Source organism: Modestobacter sp. SYSU DS0875 (assembly GCF_054050915.1).
This window is the reverse complement of sequence record NZ_JBJHAH010000001.1, coordinates 87,028-111,161: the sequence shown is the minus strand read 5'-3', so window position 1 is coordinate 111,161 and position 24,134 is coordinate 87,028. Positions and strand designations below refer to the sequence as shown.

Sequence of the window (24,134 nt, the reverse complement as noted above, 5' to 3'; positions counted from 1 at the left end):
TGCAGCCCCGCCGGCCGCCGGTCACCACCGACCGGCCGCACCGCACTCCCCCGTTCCCCGGCCTGCCCGCCGGACGTCGCGGGCTGCCCTCTGCTCCCTCCCGGAGGCCTCCATGTCACGACCCACCCCTGCCCCCGCGGGCGCCGCCACCGAGGCGCGCGCCCAGCTGCCCGAGGAGGCGCACGCCGGCTTCGACCGCCTGGTGCACGCCGTGCTCGCCTCCCCCGGCAACGGCCGGCAGCCCGCCCTGGGCGCGGCCCTGCGCAGCCAGCTGCCCGGCACCGCCGGCGCCCGCTGGCTGCACGCCGAGGGGCTGTCCCCGACCGCGCGGGCCTCGGCGCTGACCGCAGCGCACTGGCTGTCCCTGCATGCGGCCTGGCTGGCGCACGAGCGGGCGCCGCGCGGTGGCGGGCGGCCGCCCGCGTCGTCCGGCCGGGCGGACAGCCGGCACGGGCACGCGCCCGGCGCCCAGGCCGCACCGCGCTGGTTCTAGCGTCCCCAGGCGACCGGCCGGGGACGCCGTCACTCGACGGCGTCCTCGGCCGCCAGCTCCGCGGCCCGGCCGGGGTGCGCGAACGCCTCGGTGAGCGCCGCCCGCAGCGGCCACGCCCCCACCCGCCAGGCCAGCGCCCGGCCGAACGCCGCCGGGGTGCCGTCGACCGCGTCCGGGTCGCCCGGCCACCAGGGCACCGTGCGCCCGCCGGTGACGGCGACCTCCGCGTGCACCGCCACCTGCCCGGTCAGCTCGGCCACGCCCAGCCGGGCGGCGGCCAGCCCGGCGCCGGGCACCTCGCTCCAGGGCAGCGTCCGCACCGGCCGACTGGTCACCCGCGCCCGCCCGGCCAGCTCCGAGGCCAGCGGGAGGTCGAGCAGGTCGGCCACCGACTCCGGCGCTCCTCCGGCCGGCGCGAGCGCACGATCGACCAGTGGCTGTAACCACGGCGCGTCGAGCACGACGGCGTCCTCGCTGACCTGCCGCGGCCCCACCCGCACCCGCTCCGGTGGATCGACGCCCACGTCGTCCAGCGCCGCCGCGAGCTGCGCGTACACGGTGCGCAGCACGGCGGGGACGACGGTGCGCCGGGGGTCGCCGAGCCGGTCGAGCAGGTCCAGCGCGTCGTCGACGTCGGCCAGCAGGTCGGCCACGGTGCGGGGTGGGGTGAGGAGCGCCAGCACGTCGGCGGGGAGCTCCCGGACCGGTTCGTACAGTCCCTGTAACTCGACCGCCGCCGGGTGCCGCAGCCGGTCGGGCCGCTGGCCGTCGAGCACCGGCGACGTCCGCAGCCACCAGCGCAGGTACCCGGGGACGACGACGCCGAGCTGGACGTCGGCGCGCGCCTCGGCCGGGAGCGCGGCCAGCAGCGGCAGCGCGCGGGGCCAGTCCCGCACCAGCTCCAGGTCCCGGACGGCGGTCAGCGTCGGCCAGGCGGGCGGTGGGGCGTCGGCGGGCAGCCGGTCGAGCACCGCGTCGGCCCACTCCTCGGCGCGGTCGACGTCGAGGTCGTCGGGGTGCTCGGCGCGCACGGTGGCGAACCCGTCGAGCACCCCGACGGCGACCAGCGCCGCCCGGTCGTGCCGGCGGGCGAACCCCCGGTCCAGGGTGCCCAGCGCACCGCGCTCGAGGACGCCGGCCAGCGGCGAGCCGGGCAGCACCAGCTCCCCGGCCGGCGCCCAGCCGCCGTCGTCGTCGGGCAACGCCAGCTCGACCAGCTCCGGGTGCTCCCCCGGGCCGGCCGCGGCGACCAGGGTCAGCACCGCCTCGGCCAGCGGCTCGACGTCCTCCCCGTCGTCGGCGCGGTCCAGCGAGCTCCGCACCGCCGCGGCGACCGCCGGGTCGGCGAGGACGGCGGCCGCGGTGGCCGGGCGGGCGCCGAGCCGTTCGAGCACCTGGGCGGCCCGGCCGGTGGTCGTGGCGGGGTCGGCGATCCGCAGCCCCAGCGGGGCGAGCCGCCCGGGAGGCAGGGCGGGGTCGGGCAGCAGCACCCCGGCCGGGCTCTGCGCGGTGCGGCCGTCAGCGAGCGGGACCGGCAGCGCGGCCAGCTCCTCCCGGTCGGCGTCGGCCAGTGCGGTGTAGAGCGCGGCCCACCACTCCCCCGGCCGCTGCACGCCGCGCACCGCCTCGACCAGCTCGGCCAGCCCGGCGCGGCGCACCCCCAGCGCGGCGAGCACCGGCCCGTCGGAGCGCCGCGACCAGCCGGCCGGGAGCAACCCCGGCAACACGCCCGTCAGCGCCTCGACCCGCTCGGGCGTCGGGTCGTCGAGCGCGACGGCCCGGTCCGGACGCAGCGGTGGCTCTTCGGGGTCGGCGGCCGACAGCCAGGCGGTGTGGGTGAGCCGGTCGAGCACCGCCCGGCAGAGGGCGGCGTCCAACTCGGTGGCGGCCAGCGCTGCCTTCGGCACCAGTTGCAGCAGCACCGGTTCGGAGGGGAGTTCGGTGATCAGGTCGGTGTAGGCGTCCGCGAGCACCGCGACCAGGGCGTCGGTGAGCGGTCCGGGGGCGACGTGCCGACGGTCGGGGTCGAGGGGGAACGGCGCGATCAGCCGGGCGGGCAGCGACAGCGGCTCGTCGCTGGGGGTGGGCGCGTGCAGCACCTGACGGCCGGCCAGCGGGGCGGGGGCGCCGTCGTCGTCCAGCGGGACGGCGCAGGTGACGGTGTAGCCGCGGCGGTCGCGCTCCTCCACCGGGCGGTCGGCGAACAGCTCCGCGGGCAGCTCGCCGGAGCGCGAGACCACCGCCCAGCTGGTGCGCGCCTCCCCGTCCGTCAGGACCACCCTCGCTTTCGGCGCCGAAAGCAAACGGAGGGTGCGGACGGCACCGTCGACGACCACCTCGATCTCGGCGAGGGCCGGCAGGCCGAGCAGCAGGGTGGGGTCGAGGTCGCGCAGCGCGGCGCGGACGGCGTCGGCTGCGCCGGGACGCAGTGGCAGGACGACGGCGGTAGCGTGGCCGTCGGGCACCTCGCCCGTCGCCTCGAACGGCAGCCGGAGCACCGGGACGGCGCCGGCGCGGCGGTCCAGCTCGGCGGCGAGCGCGGGGACGGCGGCGACCGCCTCCCGGGTGGCGGCGGCGCTGAACCGCACCGACCGGTCGGTGGAGAGGACGGCGGGTTCGTCGCTGACGGCCAGCACCGCGGCGAAGCCGACGCCGAAGCGGCCCACGCCCGCGCCGTCCCGCTTGGCGGAGGCGCGCAGGCTGGCCAGCGCCTGGACGCCCGCATCGTCCAGCGGAGCACCGGTGTTCGCGGCGGTGAGCACGTCGTCGGCGAGGGTCAGTCGCAGGCGGCCGGGAACGCCGGCTCGGGCGGCGGCGTCGGCGGCGTTCTGCGCCAGCTCCACGAGCAGCCGGTCCCGGTAGCCGCCGCGGACCAGGTCCTCCTCGGCGTTGGCGTCCTCCCGGAACCGGGCCGGGGAGTCGGTCCAGGCGGCGAGGACCCGTCGCCGCAGCTCAGCAGGCTCGGACACCCGGCGAGCATCCCACCGGGAGAAGACCCTCACCTGTTCTGGCCGATTCAGCCATTTGCCTCGTGCGCGTTCGCCTTCCGTCGCTGGCACACAGCGAGGGCACCGGCACACAGCCACACGATCGCCAGGCCCGTGTAGCTCCAGCGCACGAACGCGCTGTCGGACGCGAACCACTGCCCCACGGCCAAGGCCGACCACAGGACCCCCATGACCAGGAAGTAGGTCGGGCCGAGCCGACGTCGTGACCGCTCCTCCTCCACCACCACTTCGTAGCCCAGCGCGTGCACACCGAGCAAACCACCCCCGCGTAGGTGGACCCGCGGCACAACCACCCGGACTCGCCTCCCCCGACAGCGTGGAACGGGGCTGAGAAACGGGCACGCGGACAAGCCAGCGGGAACATGGCTCCGCCGCGCCGCGCCGCGCCAGGCGGGCACAGGCGCAGGCGCCCAACGACGCCCGGCCCGCTCGAACTCCAGGAACACGCGCCCCGACCGACCGGCGCCTACTGCAGCAGGTGGTCCGATGAGGATCTCGGTGCCGTCGGGCCGGAAGGTGCGCCATCGGCCGTCGGGTTGTCGTTCGACCCGGAATCCGTGGTGGACCTTGTGTGGTGCCGTTCGCACAGCAGTGCGGAGTTGGTCAGGTTGGTCTCGCCGCCGTGGAGCCAGTGGATGAGGTGGTGCACGTCGCACCACCAGGTCGGGGCACCGCAGCCGGTGAACACGCAGCCCTTGTCGCGGCGCTCGACGGCCTTGCGGAGTCCGGGGGTGACGACCCGGTGGTCCCGCCCCAGGTCCAGCGGGACCCCGTCGGGGCCCATCACGATCCGGGAGATGCTCCCGTCGCAGGCCAGGAACCGGGCACGGGCTGCGGAGATCGACGCCCCGAAACCCGTCTGCGCAGCCCCCGGGCCGGCCGCATCGTCGACCAGGTCCTCCAGGTCGATCCCGACGACCACGTGCGGCTTCACCGTCCGCAGCGTCGGCAGGCCACCCGACGCGAGCTGGTTGTCACACAACTGCACGAACGCGTCGGCGTTCTGCTGCACCCGGGTGCGGGTGTCGCCCATGGGGCGGTTGGCCTGCACGATCGACTCGACCGCCGCCTGCACCTTCTCCCCACCCACCGCGTCCAGGTCGAAGCGGCCGGTGACCCTGCCGTCGGCGTGCTTGGCCATCGTGAACCGCCGACCCTCGGTGGGATCGGGCTCCGGACCGTCGGGGTCCAGCGCCTCGGTGAACGCCCGCACCGCCACACCCAGCGAGGCATGCGGCGCCTCCCGCGCAACATCGGCCCACACCTGGTCGAACGCGGCCAGGTCGATGCCCTGCTCCGCGGCCTGCTCCCGCTCCCGCTCCCCCACCGCACTCGCCACCACGTCGACCTGCGCCGCCGTCACCTCGCTGGCGGCGACCCCCGCCGCCAGCGCCGGCAGGTGCCCCAGCGCCCGCCCAGCCCGCACGACCCGGCCGGCCTCACCAGCCGACAGCCGCCGGTGCCCGATCAACCACGAGCGCATCGACGCCAGCCCGTCACGTTCCGGGGACTGCGCGAGCTCGCAAGCCCGTACCGTGCGCGCCAGCTCCGCGGCCGCCCGGTTCTGCAACCGCACCAGCTCGCCCACCCGGTCCAGCAGTTCGCCGTCGCCGAAGGCCTGGAGGTCATCGGCCGCGAGGGCGTCGAGAGCCGACTGCAACTCGCTCACAGCCACCCCCAGCGTACTCGAACGTGCGTTCGAAGTCTACCTCGAATCGACCGCACGAGCGAGACGAATCCCCAGGTCAGCAGGGCGGTTGGAGCTTCCACTGGGCGGGCTCGCCACGTCCGCGACCACCCCCTGCCCGGTAGCGTCCGAGGGCATGGGAGCAGCGACGACGACAGCAGTGGTGACCGGTGGCGCCCGCGGGCTGGGCGCGGCGATCGCGACCCGGCTGCGCGCCGACGGGCATGCGGTGGCGGTGCTCGACGTGGTCGCGCCGGACGATCCCGACCTGGCCGCTGCCTGGACCGAGTGCGACGTCACCGAGCCCGACCAGCTCGAGGCGGCGATGTCCGCGATCGCCGGGGCGCACGGGGGCATCGACGTGCTGGTCAACAACGCCGGTCTGATCTCCCCGCGACGTCCGTACACGGAGAGCTCGAAGGAGGAGCTGCTGCGCTTCCTGACCGTGAACGCGGTCGGCTACGCGCTGGCCACCCAGGCCGCCCACCCGTGGCTGGTGGCCGGTGACCGCGGCTGCGTGGTCAACGTCGCCTCCCGCACCTTCTTCACCGGCGGCCCCGGGCAGCTGGCCTACGTCGCCAGCAAGGGCGCCGTGCTCGGGATGACCCGGGTGCTCGCCCGGGAACTCGGCGAGCACGGCGTCACCGTCAACGCGGTCATGCCCGGGCAGGTCGCCACCCCGGGCACCGAGCAGTACAACTCCGAGGACGACTTCGACCGGACCATGGCCCAGCAGGCGATCCGCCGCCGGGTGCAGCCCGACGACCTCGCCGGCCTCGTCTCGTTCCTGGCCGGCCCCGACGCCCGGATGATCACCGGGCAGACCATCGTCTGCGACGGCGGCGGGCTCCTGCACTGAGCGGCCCGCCGGGAGCGACGTGCTCCCGGCGGGCCGACGGACCTCAGCGGTGGGCGCTGGTCACTCTCCGGCGATCAGGTCGGCGCTCTGGCCGGAGTAGTCCCATTCCCCGACCGGCTCCCAGCCACCGGTCTCCGCCGAGTAGGCGCCCATCTCCCCGGCCTCGCTCAGCACCGGGTCCTCGGGGCCGGAGGTCTGCTGCTCCGGGTGCAGCATCAGCGGGCGGGAGATGTCCATGTTCCAGGCGGCGTTCATGACGTTGGCCCGGGTGAGCCCGCCGTCCATCTCCGCGGCGTCCCGCAGGTTCTGCACCAGCAGCTCGGCCCAGCCGTAGCCGTCCAGCGCGTTGCCCAGCGGCGCGGCTTCCTCTTCCCCGGCGGCGGCCATGTCGTCCAGGTACTCCTGGACGGCGGGGTCGTCGGCCCACCGCGGGTCGGCCGGGTCCTTGCGGAACAGCGGGACGACGGCGCCCTCCCCGGCCGGGTCGGACGGGCTGACCCACTGGTTGGCGGCGTTGGCCGAGGAGTTGAGCACCACCATGCCGTCGTAGCCGGCCCGGGCCAGCCCGGTGAGGAACCCGGGCGCGTAGTTGGGCAGCGCCTCCAGCACGATCGCGTCCGGCGAGCCGGCCACGGCGGCGGAGATCTGGGCGTCGATGTTCGTGGCGCCGGCCGGGATGGTCTGCGCCGGCTGCATCGTCAGCCCCGCCTCCTCGGCGAGGTCGGGCAGGGCGGCGTGGAAGTCCTCGGACAGGGCGTCGGCCCCCTTGATCTCGGTCACCGTCCCGCCCGGCACCTGCTCGGCGATGTGGTCGACGATCGCCTTGGCCTCGACCGGCGCCGGCGGGATGCCGTTGATGGTCCACGGGTGCTGCTCGGGGTCGGTGAACGCCGGCCCGGTGGTGATCGTCCACAGCTGCGGCACGCAGGCGGCCTCGTAGATCGGCTGGGTGGCGCTGATCTGCGGGGTGCCGACCTGTGCCACGGTGGCGAACACCTGCTCCTCACCGGTGAAGGACTGCGCGTTGGTGACCGAGCGGGCGGCGTCGTACCCGTCGTCCTTGCTGACGAGCTGCAGTTCGTGCCCGTCGATGCCACCTTCCTCGTTGATCTTCTGGAAGTAGGCGGTGATGCCGGAGACGTTGGCCCCACCGGCGACGGCCAGCGGGCCGCTGAGCGGCTGGCTGGTGCCGATCAGGATCGGCTCGCCGTCGGCGAGGGGCTCGGTGGCGTCGGCGGGGCAGGCGCCGGCGTCGACGGCGAACTGCCCATCACTGCCGCCCGAGGTGCCGCCACCCCCGCCCGAGTCGCTCTCGCTGCGACTGTTCCCGCAGCCGGTCATTCCGAGCAGCAACAGTCCGGCGCTCGCCAGGGCCACGGAGCGGGGTGTTCTCGTCATTGAGTCTCTCCTAGCTGCGGGCGGACCCGGGCAGGCTGCCCGGGCTCGTGGATGGGGATGGCACGGTCTCCGGGGCCGGCGGCACGGGGTGCCCACCGATCGCCGGGGTCGGGCCCGCGAGGCCGCCGTCGGGCTCGCCGGGGGTGGTGTCGCTGCCGGAGCCGGCCACCGCGGCGGCCTCGGGAGGGACGATGACCAGCACGCGGGTGCGCAGCCGGGTCAGCAGCGGCACCAGGCCGCTGGGCACGAAGTAGATGAAGACGATGAGGATCAGCCCGTAGATCACGTTGGCGAACAGCCCGGGCTGGTCGGTCAGGCTGCGCAGCCCCGGCAGCTGCCCGGCCCACTCGGCGGTGTAGTAGGGCAGGAAGACCATCGCCAGGCCGCCGATCCAGGCGCCGGAGACGGTGGCGGCGCCGCCCAGCACCATCGCGGTGATGAACAGCAGCGTGATGGTGAACCCGACCGTGGACGGGCTCACGATGGGCGTGGTGAGCAGGTACAGCGAGCCGCCGATCGCGCCGTAGAGAGCGCTGATCGCGAAGGCCACCGTCTTGACCTCCGCCGGCCAGATGCCGGAGACCGCGGCCGCGGTGCCGTTGTCGCGCAGTGCGACCATCGACCGCCCCACCCGGCTGCGCACCAGGCCGGTGGCCAGCCAGCACAGCACCCCGGCGATCGCGGCCATCACCAGGAAGGTCCAGCCACGGTCGGTGACGTCCAGCCCGAACCAGGCCGGCTTGTCCCAGCTGATGCGGGCGACCTTGCCGGCCATGCCGCCGCTGCCCAGCGCGAGCCCGACCGGCTGGCTCACCACCACCGGGAACGCCACCCCGACGGCCAGGGTGATGACCGCCAGGTAGAGGCCGTGCAGCCGCAGCGCCGGCACGCCGACGGCGAACCCCAGCGCGAGCCCGAGCAGCGCCGCGACCGGCACGGTGGCTGCCCAGGCCCAGCCGTGGTCGGTGACCAGGATGGCGGTGGTGTAGGCGCCCAGGCCGAAGAAGGCGCCGTGCCCGAGCGAGATCTGGCCGCTGAAACCGGTGACCAGGTTCAGCCCGAGCACCGCCACGGTGTAGGCGACGACCAGGCTGAACTGGCCGATCCGGAAGTCGCCGAGCAGCAGCGGCAGGGCCAGGACGACGAGCACGGCCAGCAGCAGCCCGCTGCCCTGCCACAGTCGGTGGGCCCGGGAGCCCTCGAGGACGACGCGCGGGGTGCTCACACTCGCTCCAGTGTCTTGGTGCCGAACAGGCCCTGGGGCCGCACCAGCAGCACGATCAGCACCACCAGGAGGGCGATGACCAGGCTGAGGTCGCCCTCGATGACGGTGAACAGGCCCGGCACGAACGACATCACCAGGCCGAGGACGAGCCCGCCGACGGCGGCCCCGGGCACGCTGTCGAACCCGCCGAGGGTGGCCGCGGCCAGCCCGAAGATGAGGATCGCCCCCATCGAGTTGAAGTCCAGCGTCCCGGCGGTCTGGGCCACCAGCGCGGCGGCCAGCGTGCCCAGCGCCGCGGCGATGCCCCAGCCGAACAGGTACATCCGGCCGACCGGGATGCCCAGGACCTCGGCGGCCTCCCGGTTGGCCGCGACCGCGCGGTACCCCAGCCCCAGCTTGGTCTTCTCCAGCAGCAGCCACAGGCCCAGCAGCAGCAGGACCAGGGTCGCCAGCACGCCGAGGGCGACGTGGGTGATGAAGAACGGCGGCGGGCCGCTGAGCACGTCGATCTTGTCCTCGACCTCGCCGGGGAACGCGCGGGGAGCGCGTACCGGCTGGGTGCCCCAGATGATCGCGACCACGGCGTTGATGATCAGGAACAGCGCGAGCGTGGCCAGCACGACGGGGAAGACGCCCCGCCGCTCCAGCGGCCGGATCAGGCCGCGCTCCAGGCCGGCGCCGAGCAGGAACGACAGCACCAGCGCGATCGCGATCGCCACCCAGACCGGCACCCCCTGCCGGGTGAGCGCGAAGACGGCGAACGCGCCGAGCGTGGCCATCTCGCCCTGGGCGAGGTTGATGTGGCTGGTCGTCTTGTAGACCAGCACCACCGCCAGGGCGACGAGCGCGTACAGCGCGCCGTTGGTCAGCCCGCCGGTGAGCAGCTGCAGCAGGTAGGCGGGGTTGTCGATGTTCGGTGACACGTCGGCACCGCCCTCAGTAGCCGAGGTAGGCGCGGCGCATGTCCTCGTTGCCCCGCACCTGTTCCGCCGTCCCCTGCAGCACGATCGAGCCGGACTCGATGACGTAGCCGCGGTGGGCGAAGGACAGGGCGAGCTCGGCGTTCTGCTCGACGATGAGCATGGCGACGGACTCCTCGCGGTTGATGTCCTCGAGCTGCGTGAACAGCCCGCGGGTGATGATCTGGGCCAGACCCAGCGACGGTTCGTCCAGCAGCAGCAGCTGCGGGCGGGCCATCAGCCCGCGCGCGATGGCGAGCATCTGCTGCTCGCCGCCGCTCATCCCGCCGGCGAGCTGGCCGCGCCGTTCGGCGAGCCGGGGGAACACCTCGTACCAGCGGGCGATGTCGGCCTCGATGCCGCGGGTGTCCTTCCGGTTCCAGGCGCCGACCCGCAGGTTCTCCTCGACGCTGAGCACGCCGAACACCCCGCGCCCCTGGGGGACGTGGGAGATCCCGCGCCGGACGATCCACTCCGTCGGCCGGCCGACCAGCTCGGCGCCGGCCAGCCGCACCGACCCGCGGGTGCCGACCATCCCGCAGATCGCCCGCAGCGTCGTCGTCTTGCCCGCCCCGTTGGCGCCGAGCAGCACGACGACCTCCCCGGCGTGCACCTCCAGGTCGATGCCGTGCAGGACGGCGACCTCCCCGTAGGAAGCGTGCACACCCGACAGCTGCAGCAGCGGCTCACTCACGGTGCCGCCCTCGCGCCGTGGTGGCGTCCGCGCTGCCGGCAGGCCCCGCCGGGGCCTCGCCACCGAGGTAGGCCGCGATGACGGCGGGGTCGCGTTGCACCTGGTCGGGTGTGCCGTCGGCGATGCGCCGGCCGAAGTCGAGCACGGTGACCCGGTCGCTGATGCTCATGACCATCTTCATGTGGTGCTCCACCAGGAGGACGGAGAGGCCGAAGTCGTCGCGCAGCGAACGGATCACCCCGCCGAGCTCCTCCACCTCGGCGTGGGTGAGCCCGTTGGCCGGCTCGTCGAGCAGCAGCAGCTTGGGTCGCGCGGCCATCGCCCGGGCCAGCTCGATCCGCTTCATCGTGCCGAAGGGCAGGCCGGCCACCGGGCGCAGCGCGAGCGCCGCCAGACCCAGCCGTTCCAGCAGCTCCATGGCCTCGCGCCGGGCGGCCCCGTCGGCGCGCCGGGTGCCCAACCGCAGGGCGGCCCGCAGCCAGCCCCCGCGCCCCCGGGCGTGCGCGCCGACGGCGACGTTGTCCAGCACGGTCATCGTCGGGAACAGCGCGATGTTCTGGAAGGTCCGCGCCACGCCGACCGCCGCGATCCGGTGCGCCGGCAGGGCCAGGAGGTCGGTGCCGTCGAGCAGCACCTGCCCCGAGCTGGCGTCGTAGACCCGGCTGACGACGTTGAACATCGTCGTCTTCCCGGCGCCGTTGGGGCCGATGAGCCCGCAGATCGCGCCGCGCGGGACGTCGAAGGACAACCCGTCCAGGGCGACCACCCCACCGAAGCGGACGGTGACGTCCCGCACCCGCAGCACCGGCGCCGTCCCGCCCTCCGACACCGCGGTGGCCCCGGTCACCGGCTGCCCTCCCGGGCCCGCACCGGGCTCACTGCCACCGCAGGAAGCCCATGCCGCACCCGGTGCCGGCGGCGGTCCGGTAGCAGGGGGCGTACTCCGACCAGGCCACCTCGCGGTCGTGCATCGCACCGGCCACCGCGACCCAGTTGCGGATCTCGGAGGACCCGGCGTTGAGCAGGTGGTCGGGGAGGCCGCGCAGCGCCTCGGCGTCCCGGCGGGCGATGCCGTCGAGGACCCGGCGGTCGAGCTCCTCGTCGACGACGAAGTGGCTGAGCCCGCCGGAGGCCACCAGCACCACCCGGGCGTCGACGGCGGAGGCCTCCAGCGCCGCCCCCAGGGCCTTTCCGAAGTCGTAGCACCGCTTGCTGGAGGGCTGGTTGGGCGGGAAGTAGGTGTTGAGCATGACCGGGACGACCGGCACGCTCCGCTCCCCCAGCAGCCGCGCGATGATGAAGCCGTACGCGTGCCCGAAGCCGTGCCCCGGCGGGGTGCTGGCGACGCTGGCGACGTCGAACTCGCGGGCGATCAGCCCGGTGATGGCGTCCAGCGCCAGCTGCGGGTGGCCCGCGAACCGGTGGACGGCGTCCATCGCGTAACCGGTCTTGACGCTGTCGAAGAACTCCCCGGGCGGGGCGCCTTCCATGGTCCCGGTCTCCCAGGAGTCCCCCCAGAAGATGGCCATCGAGGGCTGGTTGGTCGCGTCGAAGACCTCCTCCTGGTCGTCCCCGATCACCACCAGCACGTCGGGCTGCAGTTCCTGCAGGTCCGCGGCCAGCCGGGCCATGCCCTGCAGGCAGGCGGTGTACCGCTGCTCCCAGACCTCGTCGGTCAGCTGGTCGGCGTAGCGGTCACCGACCGCCGCGGCGAGCTCGTCGAAGGTGACGTGCCGGCCGCTGGTGTCGTGCAGTTCCTTGTTGCCGCGGTCCTGGGCCGCCCGTTCCCGCCACAGGCGGGGGTTGGTGAGCAGCATGGGGCTGTGCGAGGTGCCGATCGCGCCGACGATGGTGGCCATGAACGCTCCTGGGTGAAGGGGGGCGGCCCGGCTGCGCCGGGTGGAGGCTGCGTCGTCCGGCCCGGTGCCGGCGGACCGGACGACGCGATGGAACGGGTGAGGGGTCGCGGGCGGACCGCCTCAGCCGGTGACCGTCTTGCCGGTGACCGGGTGCAGGTAGTGGAAGGGCACCAGCTCGGTGCGCGGGAACATGCCCCAGTCGTCGACGATCTCGTCGGGTCCGTTGGGGTCGTCCGGGTAGGTCTCGGTGAGGTAGCCGCCGTACTCGACCGGAGCCTTGGACCAGCCCTGGTCGAACTGCCCCTGCCAGAGCGAGCGGAAGTTGAGCACCTTGATCCGCCACTGCCCGTCCTGCTTGACGTACTCGTTCTCGTAGATGCCGCCCTCCCACCACTGGCGGAAGCCCTCGACGGTCTCGTGGTTGCCGGCCTGCATGACCGACCGGAACCGGGCCTGCGCGGTCTGCCCGTCCGGGGCCACCGTGATGACGCCCTGCATCTGCGGGTGGTCGAGCAGCCGGCCGTAGCGAGGTCCGTTGTGCCCGTCGGCGAACTTGTTCATGAAGCGGCCGACGTAGAGCCGCCGCACGCCCTCCTTGCCGTGGAAGACCCCGTGCAGGAAGTGCACCCGGGCGCCCTCGTCGGCGAAGAGCTCCACGACCTCCTCGTAGAGCGTCTTGTCCAGGTAGTAGCCGTACTGGTACTGGAGCCGGCGGATCGCCTGCTCGTCCTCGGTGCGGGTGAGCCGCTGCTCGAGCTCGGCGATGCGGGCCTCGAGCGCTGCCATCTGGTCTGTCATCAGGGGGACCTCCGGCCGCCGTGGGCGGCGCTGCCAGTTCCGGTGGGGGGCACCGCGAAACGTAGGCGTGAGTTTGGTCACCGTCAACGATCCGCCCAACGTCTTCCGTCCCACGGTTGCCCATCGGACCTCCCCGACAGCCCTTCAGTGCCGCGCCACCCGGTGGATCTGCTGGTCAGACACGTGCTCTGGGGTCGCAACCATGGCCGGGACGATTTCGCACCGTGATGCGATTCCTTGACGATGGGAGCACCGACTGCCAGAGTTCCGGCACCCGCCACCGGGTCGGCCGGGCCGCCGGCCACGGTGGGTGACGCCGGCGCTCCGCCCGGCGGGCGGACACCGCGGCCCGACGGAGGAGAGGCCACCGCATGCTGATCGACGCCGCTGCCGAGCTCGAGCCGGGGGCACTGCGGTGCCCCTTCCCGGCCTACGCGGAACTGCGCGAGGCCGGCGTCACCTGGGTGGCCCCGGCCAACGCCTTCCTGGTGACCCGGGCCGAGGACGTCGATGCCGTGCTGCGCGACACCGACACGTTCTCCTCGCGCAACGCCATCGGCGCGCCCCCCATCCCGTCGGAGAGCGAGCTGGCCCGGCACGTGCCGTTCCTGCTGCTCTCCGACGAACCCGAGCACGCGCAGCGGCGCAAGCTGGTCCAGCGGGCGTTCACCCCCAGCCGGCTGAACCGGTTCGAGCCGCGCATCCGGGAGCTGAGCACCGGGCTGGTCGGGGACCTGCGCGGGCGCACCGAGGTCGAGTTCATGGCCGACTTCGCCGTCCCGCTGCCGATCACGGTGATCACCACGGTGCTCGGCCTGCCGGTCGAGGAGACCGCAGAGCTGCGCCGGCTGTCCGAGGAGCTGGCGGGCACCGTCGGCCACGCCGGTACCGACCCGGCCGAGATCATCCGGATCGCCAGGGAGTTCGGCGCACTGCTGGCCCCCTCGCTGGACGCCGCTGCGACGGCGGAGTCCGAGGACACCGTCCTGCACACCATCGCGGCTGCCGGGCTGGACCGGCAGGACGCCACCCGCTTCGTGATGGAGCTCCTGCTGGCCGGCAACATCACCACGACCGACCACCTGGGCAACAGCATGGTCCTGCTGGCGCAGGACCCCGAGCTCGCCGACCGGCTGCGCGCCGAACCCGCGCGGCTGGCTCCCTTCATCGAGGAGTCGCTGCGCCTGGAGTCCCCGATCCAGGGGCTGTTCCGGATGGCCACCCGGGACACCGAGGTGGGCGGCACCCCGATCCCGGCCGGGAGCCGGGTGCAGGTCATGTACGCGGCGGCCAACCGCGATGCCGCGTTCGTGGAGCGGCCGGACGAGCTCGACCTCGACCGCAGCCGCGCCTCGGCGCACCTGGCCTTCGGCCGGGGCGTGCACGCCTGCCTCGGCAACATCCTCGCCCGGCTGGAGAGCCGGGTGGCGCTGGAGGTGCTGCTCGCGGGGATCCGTCGCTTCGAGCTGGCGGTGCCGTTCGAGGAGATCGAGTACCTGCCCAGCCTGGCCAACCGGGGCCCGCGGGCCTTGCCGCTGCGCCTGACCTGGTGAGCGGCCCCGGCCCGGCCTGACGCCGCCGGGCTCGACCCGTGCCGCCGGGCCCCGGACCCCCCGGGGCCCGGTGGCGTCAGCGGGGCAGGCCGAGGGCGCGGGCCACCAGGTTGCGCTGGATGTCGTTGGTCCCGCCCGCCACCACCGACATGATCGAGTACCGCAGCGCGGACTCGAAGGTCTCCGGCGACCCGGCGTTCGGACCGTCGGCGAGCGCGGCGGCCGGGCCGAGCAGCCGCAGCACCGCCTCGCCGAACTCCTCCTCCAGCTCGCTGCCGACGATCTTGGCCATCGGCGCCGTGGCCACCCCGCCGCCGTCGCCGAGCGCGTCTCGCGCGCTGGTGGCGACCAGGGCCCGGGCGGCCTGCAGCCGGGTGGCGAGCGAGGTGAGCGTGGCGCGGGCCGCCGAGCCGCGCGGACCGGCGCGGCCGGGGTCGGCCCGCAGCACGTCGACCAGGTCCTCGAACAGCCGCAGCAGCGCGGCGGCGCCCGAGGCGATGACGATCCGCTCGTGGGCCAGTGCCTCGGTGAGCACCCGCCAACCCTGGTTCGTCCCGCCGATGCGGGCCGAGTCGGATACCCGCACCTCGTCGAAGAAGGTGGTGCAGGAGACCCCGCCGGCCAGCGACCGGTGCTGCTGGACGCTCCAGCCGGGCAGGCCGGTGGGGAAGCAGAAGACGGTGATCCCCTGGTGCGCCGGCACGGCCGGTTCCGTGCGAGCGGCCAGCCAGGTCCACTCGGCCAGGTGCGCGCCCGTGCCCCACATCTTCTGGCCGGTGACCACCCAGTCGTCGCCGTCGCGCACCGCGGTGGTGCGCAGGTGGGCGAGGTCGGAACCGGTCTCCGGCTCGGAGTAGCCCAGGTAGAACGGCATGCGGCCGCGGCTGATCAGGGGCAGCAGCTGGGCCCGCTGCTCGGGCGTGCCGAGCCGGGCGATCGTGGGTGCGAGCATGCCGGCGGCCACGCGCGCCTCGGGCGCGAGTCCGGCATGGGTCAGCTCCTCCCCGATGGCCACCTGCTCGGCCGGCCCGGCCCCCCGCCCACCGTGCTCCCGGTCCAGCCCGGGGGCCAGGTACCGGGCGTCGGCGAGCAGCTCGACCAACGCCGGGTCCTCGCCGGTCACCCCGGCCGGGACGTGCTCGGCGATGAACGCCCGCACCTCCGCGCGCGCGGCCTCCGCCGCCTCGCCCAGGTACGGGGTGGGCAGCCGGGCGCCGGTCTCCAGCAGCAGGTCACCGGGCTCTCCGGCGGCCGGGGCGAAGAGCGCGAGCCGGGTGACGTCGGCGTGCACCCGGCGGAACAGCCAGGGTGCCTCGTGCTCCTCGAAGTAGCCGGTGGCGGCCAGCGTGTGGTGCGCGCCCAGCTGCACTCGGGGCGCCGCCTCGACCGCGGAGGCCACCGCGAGCTCGGCGGCGAGCAGCCAGCCGTCGTCACCGGTCAGCGCCAGCCGGGTCGCCTCGGCGCCGAGCGCGTCGAAGGCGGCCAGGTCGATGGCGCCGTTCACGCAGCGGTGCGCGACCGCCTGGAACGAGCCGATCGCCCGGCCGAACTGGTGCCGCAGGGAGGCGTGCTCGAGGGCCAGCTCCGCCGCCCGCCCGGCCGCGCCGAACGCCCGGGTCGCCAGCGCCAGGCGCAGCACCACCCGGGCCCGCTCGGCGGACGCGACGTCGACCGGGACGCGCACCGCGCCGTCGGCGGTCCAGTCGACCTCAGCCCAGGCCGGGACCGGGGTGCCGGGGGTGGGCCGCACCCCGGTGACCGGCGCGAGCACGACCTCACCGTCCCCGGCCGGGAGCAGCAGCAGGTGGGTGGCCGCCCCGGCGCCGTCGACGAACCGCACCGTCCCGGCGGCGGCCTCCTCGGCGGGCACGACCACCGGCCGGACCACGCCCTCGGCGATCCCGGTGGCGAGGTCGGTGCGGTCGGCGAGCAGCTCGGTGGCCAGGTAGGCGTCGGCCAGCGGCAGCGGGCAGGCCAGCCGACCGAGTTCCGCGGTCAGCGCCAGCAGAGCGTCCAGCGCGCCGGCCGGCCCGAGGTCGGTCCAACCCTGCCGGACGGCGACCTGCCACACCGCGGCCAGCCGGGCGTCGCCGGCGTCCGGCTCACCGGCGGACCGCGGGTCCGCCCAGACTGCGCGCAGCGCGCCGGCGACCGTGCTCCGCAGCTCGGCGAGCTCCTCGGGCGTCAGCGCGGCCGACTCCTGCAGCCCGCTGTTCACGCGGCTCGCGCGGGGCCGGCCCAGCGGCTGAACACCCGGCGGGCGTTGTCCTCGAAGAGGGCCTGACGGTCGGCGTCGTCGAGCGCGCCGATCCCCTCGATGACCGGCTTGAGGTCGTCGAAGGGGCGGCCGGTGTCCGGGTCGGTGACCGACCCGGAGCCGGGGCGCTCGGTGCCGAACAGGCAGCGGTCGGTGCCCACGGTGGCGAACAGGTAGGCCAGCGACGCCTGGTCGTAGAGGCAGGTGTCGAACCACAGCCGGCGCAGGGTCACCTCGAAGCCCTCCTCGAAGGACTCCCGGCCCAGGCCGGGCGCCAGCCGGGCCGCCTTCCAGCGACCGATCTGGTAGGGCACCGAGCCACCGCCGTGGGCGATGATCAGCTTGAGATCGGGGAAGTCCAGCAGCGTCCGCGACCGCATCAGCGAGAGGACGGCGATGGACTCCTCGGTGATGAAGTGGTCGCTGTAGACCTCGCGCCCGTTGTAGCAGCCGGCCGGGTGGACGAGCGCCGGCACGTCCAGCTCCACGAGCCGCTCCCACAGCGGGTACCAGTACTCGTCGCCCAGCAGCGGGCTGGGCCCGGTGCCCTCGTAGGGGTCTGGGTTCAGGCTCACGCCGATGAACCCGAGCTCCTCCACCGCACGGGTCAGCTCGTCGAGGCAGGACTCCACCGGCGCGCCGGCGCACAGCGGCAGCCCACCCACACCGGCGAGCCGGTCGGGGTGCAGCGCGACCGACCGGGCGATCACGTCGTTGTTGGCCCGGATCCAGCGGTGCACGACCTCCGCCGGCTTCGCCGAGTGCATCTGCTGGAACGGGCGCGGCGAGATGAACTGCACGTCGGTGCCGACGCCGTCCATGATCCGCACGTTGGCCGCCGCCGACTCGGCCAGCGCCTCGTCGCTGATCTTGGCCTCGTCCTGGTGGTACCCGCCGCTGCCGAGCAGCTGGGCCCGGTGGGCGTAGAAGACCTCCGGGGCGACGACGTGGGCGTGGGCATCGATGATCACGCGGGCTCCTGGTGTGCAGCGGGGTCAGGGAGGGACGGTCACTCGCGGTCGGGGACGAACGCGAGGACCTCGCACTGGACGGCGAACGCCGGCGCCAGCTCGGTGGTCAGGGTGTGCCGGGCGGGCCGGTCGGCCTCATCGGGGAACATCGCCAGCCACTGCTCGTCGATGGCGGCGCGCATCGACCGGTCGCGGACGAAGAAGGTCAGCTTGGCGACGTCGGCGGGGGTGGCGCCGCCGGCCGCCAGCACCCTGCGGACGTTGGCGAACACCAGCCGCACCTGCTCCCCCGGGTCGGCCGGCACGTCGCCGGTGTCCGGGTCCTGCCCGAGCACCCCACCGGAGACCAGGAGCGGACCGACCCGGGCGGCCATCGGGATCGGGGCACCCCCGTGGTGCAGCCCGGGCACCTGGATCGAGCGCCCGGACCGCGGCGCCCCGGCCGGGCCGCTCATCGCAGCCCGAACAGGTCGAGGGTGGTGGCCCCGGCGCGCAGCCTGGCCATGACGTCGGCCTCCTTGTCCTCGCGGGCGACCCCGGCGGCGACGGCCTGCTCGGCCTGCGCGGCGGGGACGACGACGACACCGTCCGCGTCGCCGACGACCAGGTCGCCCGCGGTGACCGGCACGTCGCCGAAGCGCACCCGCCCGCCGATCCCACCGGCCCGGTCGGGGTCCTTGCCGGTGCCGCGGATGCAGGTGCCGGTGGCGAAGACCGGGAAGCCGAGCCGCTGCAGCTGCACCGCGTCGCGCACGCAGCCGGAGATGACCAGCCCGGCGATGCCGCGGGCCTGGGCGGCGGTCGCCATCACCTCGCCCCAGTAGCCGTGGTCCTCCCCGGCGCCGACCTCGACGACCAGCACGTCGCCGGGGAGGGCGGCGTAGAGCGCCCGGTGCAGCCACAGGTTGTCCCCGGCCGGGCAGGAGACGGTCAGCGCGGGCCCGGCCACCGCCGGCTGCTCGCGGTGGAGCGCGCCGATGGTCGACGGCAGCGCCCCGATCCGGCCGGCCGCCTCGTGCAGGGTGGACGCCCCCAGCCGGGCCGCCCGCTCGGTGAGCGTCGCGACCGCGGTCACCGCTCCACCGACCGCTGCAGCTGGTGGTAGCCGTGCGCCGCACGGGCCTCGCGCAGGCTGCTGCCGGCCAGCGCCGCGGCCAGGATGGCGTTCTCCCGCTCCTCGATCTCCCGGGCGACGGCCAGCACCTCGTGCTCGACCTCGACGGGGACGACGACGACGCCGTCGTCGTCGCCGACCAGCAGGTCGCCGGCGCGCACCCGGATGCCGGCCACGCTCACCGGCGCACCGACGTCGGACACGGTGACCCGGTCCTTGCCGGTGCGCATGAACCAGCCGCGGCTGTACACCGGGTAGCCGGTGTCCCGGGCGCGGTGCACGTCCCGGCAGACCCCGTCGATCACGGTGCCGGCCACCCCGCGGTGCGAGGCCACCGCGGTGAGGATGTCGCCCCACACGGTGCAGTCCTCCCGGCCACCGTTGTCGATCACCACGACGGCGCCGGGTGGGACGTCGTCGACGAAGTCGCCGACGGTGCCGGGGGGCCGGCCGGTGGCCACGTACCGGACGGTGAACGCTCGGCCGAGCAGCCGCTGGCCGGGCGCCAGCGGCCGGATGCCCTGGCAGGCGGCCGGGACGGCGAGCCGGTCCAGCGCGTCGGACACCGCGGCGGTGGGCAGCCCGGCGAACTCGGTCACCGGCAGCAGCTCGCTCATGGTCAGGCCTCCCGGGGACTGGGGAACTGCGAGTCGTGCATGACGTCGACGACCGAGCGGCCCGAGCGCACCGCCGCGACCATCTGCTGCTCCCGGGCGGCGATCCGCTCGGCGAGCTCGACCACCGACCCGGCCAGCGCCGCGGGCACCACGACGGCGCCGCACGCGTCGGCGACCAGCAGGTCGCCGGTGCTCGCCGGCACGCCGCAGACGGTGATCGGCTCGTCCATGCCGAGCTGGACGATGCGACCCCGGGCGCTGGTGGGGACGACGGCGCGGCCGAACACCGGCAGCCCGAGCTGCTCGCTCTCCCCGATGTCCCGGCAGGCGCCGTCGATCACGATCCCGCCCACGCCGGCCTGGACGGCGGCGGTGCTGAGGATGCCGCCCCAGGACGACACGTCGGTGCGTCCGCCGGCGTCGACCAGCACCACGTCTCCGCGCTCGGCGGTCACCAGCAGCTGCGTGCCCAGGTGCGCGGTCGGCCCGGCGCCCGGTTCCCGCGGGCCGACCCGCAGGGTGCGGATCCGCCCGACGACGACCCGGGGCACCGCCCACAGCGGCCGGAGGCCGGACAGCACCCCGGGGACGCCGTGCCCGTCGAGGGCGTCGGAGACCGCGCAGGTGTCCAGCGCCGACAGCCGGGCGACCAGCGACGGGACACCGCCGGCCGGCGAGGCCTCCTCGTTCACACGTACTGCCGGACGACGATCGTCGCGACACACGCCGGCTTGGTACCGCCCTCGACCTCGAACGTCAGCGTGGTCTGCATCTGCACCCCGCCGGGGACGTCGGTGACCTGGTCGACGACGGCGCGGGCGCGGAGCTTGCTGCCCACCGGCACCGGGGCGGGGAAGCGCACCTTCTCGGTGCCGTAGTTCACGCCCATCGAGAAGCCGGTGATGTTCATCAGCTGGGGCAGGAACTGCGGGGTGAGCGACAGGGTCAGGTAGCCGTGCGCGATGGGCCCGCCGAACGGGCTCTCCTTCTTCGCCCGCTCCGGGTCGACGTGGATCCACTGGTGGTCACCGGTGGCGTCGGCGAAGGTGTTGACCATCTCCTGGGTGATCTCCACCCAGTCACTGGTGCCCAGGTCCTTGCCGGCCAGGCTCTTCACGCCCTCGATGCCGTCGACGGTGATGGGGTTGCTCATCGGGTTCTCCTCGGGTCGGGGTGTGGATCAGGGGGTGGGCGTGTCCGTGCCGGTGGCGACGGAGCTGGCCCACCGCAGGTCTGCCTTGCCCGACGGGCTGCGCCGCAACTCGTCGACGACGACGAGCTCGCGCGGGCGCTTGTGGTCGGCCAGCCGCTCGCCGACGTAGGCGCGGGCCTCGGCCTCGGTGAGCTCCGCGCCGGGGTGCAGGGCGACGACGGCGACGATCCGGGAGCCCCAGCGCTCGTCGGGTGCGCCGACGATCATCGCGTCGCGGACGGCCGGGTGGGTGAGCAGCAGCTGCTCGACCTCCTCGGCGAACACCTTCTCCCCGCCGGTGTTGATCACCCGGCTGCCGCGGCCGTGGAAGACCACGGTGCCGTCGGCGTCCAGGCTGGCCATGTCGCCGGGTACCACCCAGCGCTTCCCGCCGATCTCGCGGAAGGTGGCCGCGGTCGCGGCGTCGTCACCCTGGTAGCGGATGTGCTCGTCGACGGGCGCGGCGAGCATGCCCACCTGGCCGGAGCCGGGTTCGACGTCGCGCCCCTGCTCGTCGATGACCCGCGCGCCGGGGACCAGCCGGAAGCGCGCGGTCTCGGTCGGCTCGCCGCGCCGGGTCTCGATGACCGCGTACGGGCCGCCCTCGGAGGAGGCGACCAGGTCCCGGCACACGATGTCGGCGTGGTGCAGCAGCCGCTCCTTGACGTCGGCGCTCCAGGTGACGCCGACGCTGATGACCCGGCGCAGGCTGGACAGGTCGTAGGGGCGCCCCTCGGCCTCGGCCCGGTCGAGCGCCTCGGCCAGCGGCCGGGCGAACACGTCGCCGACGATGGAGACGGTGTCCACCCGCTCCCGCTCCACCGTGGCGGCGAGCTCGTCGGGGTCGTAGGACCTCGAGGCCAGGTAGACCACCCGGCCGCCGGCCAGCAGCGCGCCGAAGGTGGTGTACATGCCGGTGGCGTGCATCAGCGGTGGCGCGGGCAGGCAGACCATCGCGTCGCGGTCCAGCCCGAGCCGCTCGAGGGTCGCCCGCAGCTCGTCGAGGCTCTGCGGGAAGGGCTCCCCGAGCAGCAGGAACCCGTTGGCGCAGACGGTGTTGTACAGCCCCGAGTGGCGGGAGAGGACGCCCTTGGGGCGGCCGGTGGTGCCGCCGGTGTACATCAGCCAGTGGTCGTTGCCGCGTTCCTGCCGCGGCGCCGGCTCGGCCGCGGCCAGCGCCGCGTCGTAGTCGGCGGCCCAGTCCGGCACCGCGTCGCCGCCCACCTGGACCAGCGCGCGCAGCCGGGGCAGGTCCGGGCGGGCCTCGGCCACGCGCTCGGTCAGGGCGGCGTCGAACACCACCGCCTCGGCCTGCGCGTCGTCCAGCAGGCCGACGATCTCCTCGCGCCGGTAGCGGTAGTTCACGTTCAGCGGGACCGCGCGCAGCTTGAGCACCGCGTAGACGCTCTCGATGTACTCGATGCCGTTGTAGAGCGCGATCGCCACCCGCGACTCCGGGCCCACGCCCTGCGCGGCGAGGTGGCCGGCGAGCCGGGCAGCGCGCTCCTCCAGCTCGGCCCAGGTGCGGCTGCGCTCGCCGTGGCTGACCGCCAACCGGTCGGGTCGGACGTCGCCGACGGTCTCCAGGATCGTCGCGAAGCTCTCCTTCACGACCGCGCTCCACCCGGGCGCAGCCCGAACAGCCGGGCGGCGTTCTCCTTGAGGATCTTCGGGCGCACCGTCTCCTTGATCGAGAGGCCGTCGAAGTCCTTCATCCACCGCTCGGGGGTGATCACCGGGAAGTCCGAGCCGAAGAGCACCTTGTCCTGCAGCAGCGAGTTGGCGTACTGCACCAGCTGCGGCGGGAAGTACTTCGGCGACCAGCCGGACAGGTCGATGTGCACCCGTGGCTTGTGGGTGGCCACGGCCAGCGCCTCGTCCTGCCAGGGGAAGGACGGGTGGGCCAGGATGATGTCCAGGTCCGGGAAGTCGACGGCGACGTCGTCGACGTCCATCGGGTTGGCGTACTTCAGCCGGATCCCGCCACCGCCCCGGGTGCCCGCACCCACCCCGGTCTGACCGGTGTGGAACAGGGCCACCAGACCGGCCTCCGCGATCACCTCGTACAGCGGGTAGGCCATCCGGTCGTTCGGGAAGAACCCCTGCGCCTGGGGGTGGAACTTGAAGCCGCGCACGCCGTGCTGCTCGATGAGTCGGCGCGCCTGGCGGACGCCGGCGGCGCCCCGGGCGGGGTCGATGCTGGCGAAGGGGATCAGGACGTCGGCGTGCTCGGCGGCGAGCTCGGCGACCTCCTCGTTGGCCGGCACCGGGTCCTCACCGGTCCGGGACCAGTCGTCGACCCCGAAGACGACGGCGGCCATCGAGCGCTCGCGGTACTCGGCGGCGAGCTCGGGCACCGTGTAGGTGCGCATGCCGCCGTGGCCGAAGTACTCCCCCAGCGCCTCGATGCCCTCCTCTCCCTCCGCGGTGTGCGCCGCGCCGCGGGCGGAGCGGTGCACGTGGGTGTGCACGTCGATGGCGACCAGCGCATCGACGTCCATGGCGGGCGTGCTGCCGGCGACGTTGCCGGTCATGCGGTCACTTCCCTTCCGGCGCGCCAGGGACGGTGTCGGGCTTGAACGGCTGCAGGTGCGGCTGGAAGGCGGTCGGGAACGCCTCGGCGATCGCGTCGGCGCTCCAGCCACCCGGGCGGCTCTCGACGGCGACCTCCGTTGGGTGGGACCAGATCGCGATCCGGTCACCGCCGACGCCGATGGCCTGGCCGGTGACGCCGGCGGCCTCGTCGGAGGCGAGGAAGACCACCAGCGGGGCGACGTCGTCGGCGGTGCCGAGGCCGGAGGCGCGGACGTCGGCGGGGATCGGCTCGCCCTTGTCCGCCTTCTCGACCAGCTCGGCCATGCCCGGGATGGTGGCGACCATCCGGGTCAGCGCGACCGGGATGACGGCGTTGACGGTGGAGCCGCTGCGCTCCAGCTCGGCGGCCCAGGTGCGCACCAGGCCCACGATGCCGGCCTTGGAGGCGGTGTAGCCGGTCTGGCCGAAGCTGGCGCGCTGCCCGGCCGGGGAGCCGATGAGGATGAGCCGGCCGTTGCCGCCCTGCTCCTTGAACTGCCGCGCCGCGGCGCGGCCGCAGGTGAAGGTGCCGCGCAGGTGGGTCTCGACGACGACGTCGAAGTCGGCGTCCTCCATCTTCAGCAGCGAGCGGTCGCGCAGCACGCCGGCGTTGGTGACCATCACGTCCAGCCGGCCGAACTCGCGGACCGCGGTCGCCACGATCGCGTCGGCCGCCTCGGTCGAGCCGATGGCCGAGTTCTCCGCGACGGCCTGGCCGCCGGCAGTGCGGATGCCCTCGGCGGTCTGCTCGGCGAGCTCCCCGTCGAGGTCGTTGACCACCACCGCGGCGCCCGCGGCGGCGAGCGCCCTGGCGTAGGCCTGGCCGAGCCCGCGGCCGGCTCCGGTGACGACGGCGACCTTGCCGTTCAGCTGCAT

Annotated in this window: 23 protein-coding genes; 3 read left to right on the top strand and 20 right to left on the bottom strand. The window is 74.5% G+C overall.

Annotated elements, in window-relative coordinates; all coding sequences use genetic code 11:
* The first annotated feature begins 112 nt into the window (after positions 1 to 112).
* Positions 113 to 493, top strand: coding sequence for a hypothetical protein (locus tag ACI79Y_RS00510; RefSeq protein WP_457156610.1), 381 nt, complete (start codon positions 113 to 115; stop codon positions 491 to 493).
* Positions 494 to 522: 29 nt separating this feature from the next.
* Here ACI79Y_RS00510 and ACI79Y_RS00505 read toward each other — a convergent pair whose 3' ends face one another.
* The 3 genes from ACI79Y_RS00505 to ACI79Y_RS00495 all read right to left on the bottom strand — a co-directional run bounded on the left by ACI79Y_RS00505 (position 523) and on the right by ACI79Y_RS00495 (position 5,170).
* Positions 523 to 3,462, bottom strand: a complete 2,940-nt coding sequence (locus ACI79Y_RS00505; RefSeq protein ID WP_457156609.1) for a sacsin N-terminal ATP-binding-like domain-containing protein — start codon at positions 3,460 to 3,462, stop codon at positions 523 to 525.
* A gap of 47 nt (positions 3,463 to 3,509) precedes the next feature.
* Positions 3,510 to 3,749, bottom strand: a complete 240-nt coding sequence (locus ACI79Y_RS00500; protein ID WP_457156608.1) for a hypothetical protein — start codon at positions 3,747 to 3,749, stop codon at positions 3,510 to 3,512.
* 218 nt (positions 3,750 to 3,967) lie between these two features.
* Positions 3,968 to 5,170 (bottom strand): DUF222 domain-containing protein, encoded by a 1,203-nt coding sequence (locus tag ACI79Y_RS00495; RefSeq protein WP_457156607.1) that lies wholly within the window; start codon positions 5,168 to 5,170, stop codon positions 3,968 to 3,970.
* Between the two features lie 154 nt (positions 5,171 to 5,324).
* On the opposite strand from ACI79Y_RS00495, the gene ACI79Y_RS00490 reads away from it, so the two are divergent.
* Positions 5,325 to 6,047 (top strand): SDR family NAD(P)-dependent oxidoreductase, encoded by a 723-nt coding sequence (locus tag ACI79Y_RS00490; RefSeq protein WP_457156606.1) that lies wholly within the window; start codon positions 5,325 to 5,327, stop codon positions 6,045 to 6,047.
* A gap of 60 nt (positions 6,048 to 6,107) precedes the next feature.
* Here the strand turns inward: ACI79Y_RS00490 and ACI79Y_RS00485 are convergent, their stop codons facing one another.
* The 7 genes from ACI79Y_RS00485 to ACI79Y_RS00455 all read right to left on the bottom strand — a co-directional run bounded on the left by ACI79Y_RS00485 (position 6,108) and on the right by ACI79Y_RS00455 (position 12,980).
* Positions 6,108 to 7,445, bottom strand: a complete 1,338-nt coding sequence (locus tag ACI79Y_RS00485; RefSeq protein ID WP_457156605.1) for an ABC transporter substrate-binding protein — start codon at positions 7,443 to 7,445, stop codon at positions 6,108 to 6,110.
* Between the two features lie 10 nt (positions 7,446 to 7,455).
* The gene (locus tag ACI79Y_RS00480) at positions 7,456 to 8,670 is read right to left on the bottom strand and encodes a branched-chain amino acid ABC transporter permease (protein WP_457156604.1); all 1,215 of its coding nucleotides are present in this window, start codon (positions 8,668 to 8,670) and stop codon (positions 7,456 to 7,458) included.
* Positions 8,667 to 9,593: a branched-chain amino acid ABC transporter permease gene (locus ACI79Y_RS00475; protein WP_457156603.1), complete on the bottom strand. Its 927-nt coding sequence runs from the start codon at positions 9,591 to 9,593 to the stop codon at positions 8,667 to 8,669. Before ACI79Y_RS00475 ends, ACI79Y_RS00480 begins: the two co-directional genes overlap by 4 nt.
* 13 nt (positions 9,594 to 9,606) lie before the next feature.
* Positions 9,607 to 10,323 carry an ABC transporter ATP-binding protein gene (locus tag ACI79Y_RS00470; RefSeq protein ID WP_457156602.1) on the bottom strand — a complete coding sequence of 239 codons (717 nt, stop codon included), beginning with the start codon at positions 10,321 to 10,323 and terminating at the stop codon, positions 9,607 to 9,609.
* A complete protein-coding gene (locus tag ACI79Y_RS00465) occupies positions 10,316 to 11,170 on the bottom strand; it encodes an ABC transporter ATP-binding protein (protein WP_457156601.1) in 855 nt (284 codons plus the stop codon). Before ACI79Y_RS00465 ends, ACI79Y_RS00470 begins: the two co-directional genes overlap by 8 nt.
* Positions 11,171 to 11,198: 28 nt before the next feature.
* Positions 11,199 to 12,182 carry a DODA-type extradiol aromatic ring-opening family dioxygenase gene (locus tag ACI79Y_RS00460; protein ID WP_457156600.1) on the bottom strand — a complete coding sequence of 328 codons (984 nt, stop codon included), beginning with the start codon at positions 12,180 to 12,182 and terminating at the stop codon, positions 11,199 to 11,201.
* A 120-nt stretch (positions 12,183 to 12,302) separates the two neighbouring features.
* Positions 12,303 to 12,980 (bottom strand): nuclear transport factor 2 family protein, encoded by a 678-nt coding sequence (locus ACI79Y_RS00455; protein WP_457156599.1) that lies wholly within the window; start codon positions 12,978 to 12,980, stop codon positions 12,303 to 12,305.
* A 371-nt stretch (positions 12,981 to 13,351) separates the two neighbouring features.
* Between ACI79Y_RS00455 and ACI79Y_RS00450 the strand changes: the two genes are divergently transcribed.
* A complete protein-coding gene (locus ACI79Y_RS00450; protein ID WP_457156598.1) occupies positions 13,352 to 14,533 on the top strand; it encodes a cytochrome P450 in 1,182 nt (393 codons plus the stop codon).
* 76 nt (positions 14,534 to 14,609) lie between these two features.
* Here ACI79Y_RS00450 and ACI79Y_RS00445 read toward each other — a convergent pair whose 3' ends face one another.
* Genes ACI79Y_RS00445 through ACI79Y_RS00400 form a run of 10 tightly spaced genes read right to left on the bottom strand, consistent with a single transcriptional unit; the run spans position 14,610 to position 24,134 of the window.
* A complete protein-coding gene (locus ACI79Y_RS00445; RefSeq protein ID WP_457156597.1) occupies positions 14,610 to 16,751 on the bottom strand; it encodes an acyl-CoA dehydrogenase family protein in 2,142 nt (713 codons plus the stop codon).
* Positions 16,748 to 17,761 carry an amidohydrolase family protein gene (locus ACI79Y_RS00440; RefSeq protein ID WP_457156596.1) on the bottom strand — a complete coding sequence of 338 codons (1,014 nt, stop codon included), beginning with the start codon at positions 17,759 to 17,761 and terminating at the stop codon, positions 16,748 to 16,750. Before ACI79Y_RS00440 ends, ACI79Y_RS00445 begins: the two co-directional genes overlap by 4 nt.
* Positions 17,762 to 17,799: 38 nt before the next feature.
* Positions 17,800 to 18,216 carry a RidA family protein gene (locus tag ACI79Y_RS00435; protein ID WP_457156595.1) on the bottom strand — a complete coding sequence of 139 codons (417 nt, stop codon included), beginning with the start codon at positions 18,214 to 18,216 and terminating at the stop codon, positions 17,800 to 17,802.
* Entirely contained in the window at positions 18,213 to 18,836 is a 624-nt protein-coding gene (locus ACI79Y_RS00430; protein ID WP_457156594.1) for an RraA family protein, read from the bottom strand. The genes ACI79Y_RS00435 and ACI79Y_RS00430 overlap by 4 nt, the downstream gene beginning before the upstream one ends.
* On the bottom strand, positions 18,833 to 19,492 hold the full coding sequence (locus tag ACI79Y_RS00425; RefSeq protein WP_457156593.1) for an RraA family protein: 660 nt from the start codon (positions 19,490 to 19,492) through the stop codon (positions 18,833 to 18,835). The genes ACI79Y_RS00430 and ACI79Y_RS00425 overlap by 4 nt, the downstream gene beginning before the upstream one ends.
* 2 nt (positions 19,493 to 19,494) lie before the next feature.
* On the bottom strand, positions 19,495 to 20,184 hold the full coding sequence (locus tag ACI79Y_RS00420) for an RraA family protein (protein ID WP_457156592.1): 690 nt from the start codon (positions 20,182 to 20,184) through the stop codon (positions 19,495 to 19,497).
* The gene (locus ACI79Y_RS00415) at positions 20,181 to 20,645 is read right to left on the bottom strand and encodes a MaoC family dehydratase (RefSeq protein ID WP_457156591.1); all 465 of its coding nucleotides are present in this window, start codon (positions 20,643 to 20,645) and stop codon (positions 20,181 to 20,183) included. The genes ACI79Y_RS00420 and ACI79Y_RS00415 overlap by 4 nt, the downstream gene beginning before the upstream one ends.
* 27 nt (positions 20,646 to 20,672) lie before the next feature.
* Positions 20,673 to 22,295, bottom strand: a complete 1,623-nt coding sequence (locus tag ACI79Y_RS00410) for an AMP-binding protein (protein WP_457156590.1) — start codon at positions 22,293 to 22,295, stop codon at positions 20,673 to 20,675.
* Complete coding sequence (locus ACI79Y_RS00405) at positions 22,292 to 23,218, bottom strand: amidohydrolase family protein (protein WP_457156589.1); 927 nt, start codon at positions 23,216 to 23,218, stop codon at positions 22,292 to 22,294. The genes ACI79Y_RS00410 and ACI79Y_RS00405 overlap by 4 nt, the downstream gene beginning before the upstream one ends.
* Positions 23,219 to 23,222: 4 nt before the next feature.
* Positions 23,223 to 24,134 carry an SDR family NAD(P)-dependent oxidoreductase gene (locus ACI79Y_RS00400; protein ID WP_457156588.1) on the bottom strand — a complete coding sequence of 304 codons (912 nt, stop codon included), beginning with the start codon at positions 24,132 to 24,134 and terminating at the stop codon, positions 23,223 to 23,225.

Excerpts from the sequence above, each read along its gene's own strand:
- ACI79Y_RS00510 (WP_457156610.1), top strand. The coding sequence starts at position 113 with ATGTCACGACCCACCCCTGCCCCCGCGGGCGCCGCCACCGAGGCGCGC.
- ACI79Y_RS00490 (WP_457156606.1), top strand. The coding sequence starts at position 5,325 with ATGGGAGCAGCGACGACGACAGCAGTGGTGACCGGTGGCGCCCGCGGG.
- ACI79Y_RS00485 (WP_457156605.1), bottom strand. The coding sequence starts at position 7,445 with ATGACGAGAACACCCCGCTCCGTGGCCCTGGCGAGCGCCGGACTGTTG.
- ACI79Y_RS00460 (WP_457156600.1), bottom strand. The coding sequence starts at position 12,182 with ATGGCCACCATCGTCGGCGCGATCGGCACCTCGCACAGCCCCATGCTG.
- ACI79Y_RS00455 (WP_457156599.1), bottom strand. The coding sequence starts at position 12,980 with ATGACAGACCAGATGGCAGCGCTCGAGGCCCGCATCGCCGAGCTCGAG.
- ACI79Y_RS00450 (WP_457156598.1), top strand. The coding sequence starts at position 13,352 with ATGCTGATCGACGCCGCTGCCGAGCTCGAGCCGGGGGCACTGCGGTGC.
- ACI79Y_RS00435 (WP_457156595.1), bottom strand. The coding sequence starts at position 18,216 with ATGAGCGGCCCGGCCGGGGCGCCGCGGTCCGGGCGCTCGATCCAGGTG.
- ACI79Y_RS00425 (WP_457156593.1), bottom strand. The coding sequence starts at position 19,492 with ATGAGCGAGCTGCTGCCGGTGACCGAGTTCGCCGGGCTGCCCACCGCC.
- ACI79Y_RS00415 (WP_457156591.1), bottom strand. The coding sequence starts at position 20,645 with ATGAGCAACCCCATCACCGTCGACGGCATCGAGGGCGTGAAGAGCCTG.
- ACI79Y_RS00405 (WP_457156589.1), bottom strand. The coding sequence starts at position 23,218 with ATGACCGGCAACGTCGCCGGCAGCACGCCCGCCATGGACGTCGATGCG.
- ACI79Y_RS00400 (WP_457156588.1), bottom strand. The coding sequence starts at position 24,134 with ATGCAGCTGAACGGCAAGGTCGCCGTCGTCACCGGAGCCGGCCGCGGG.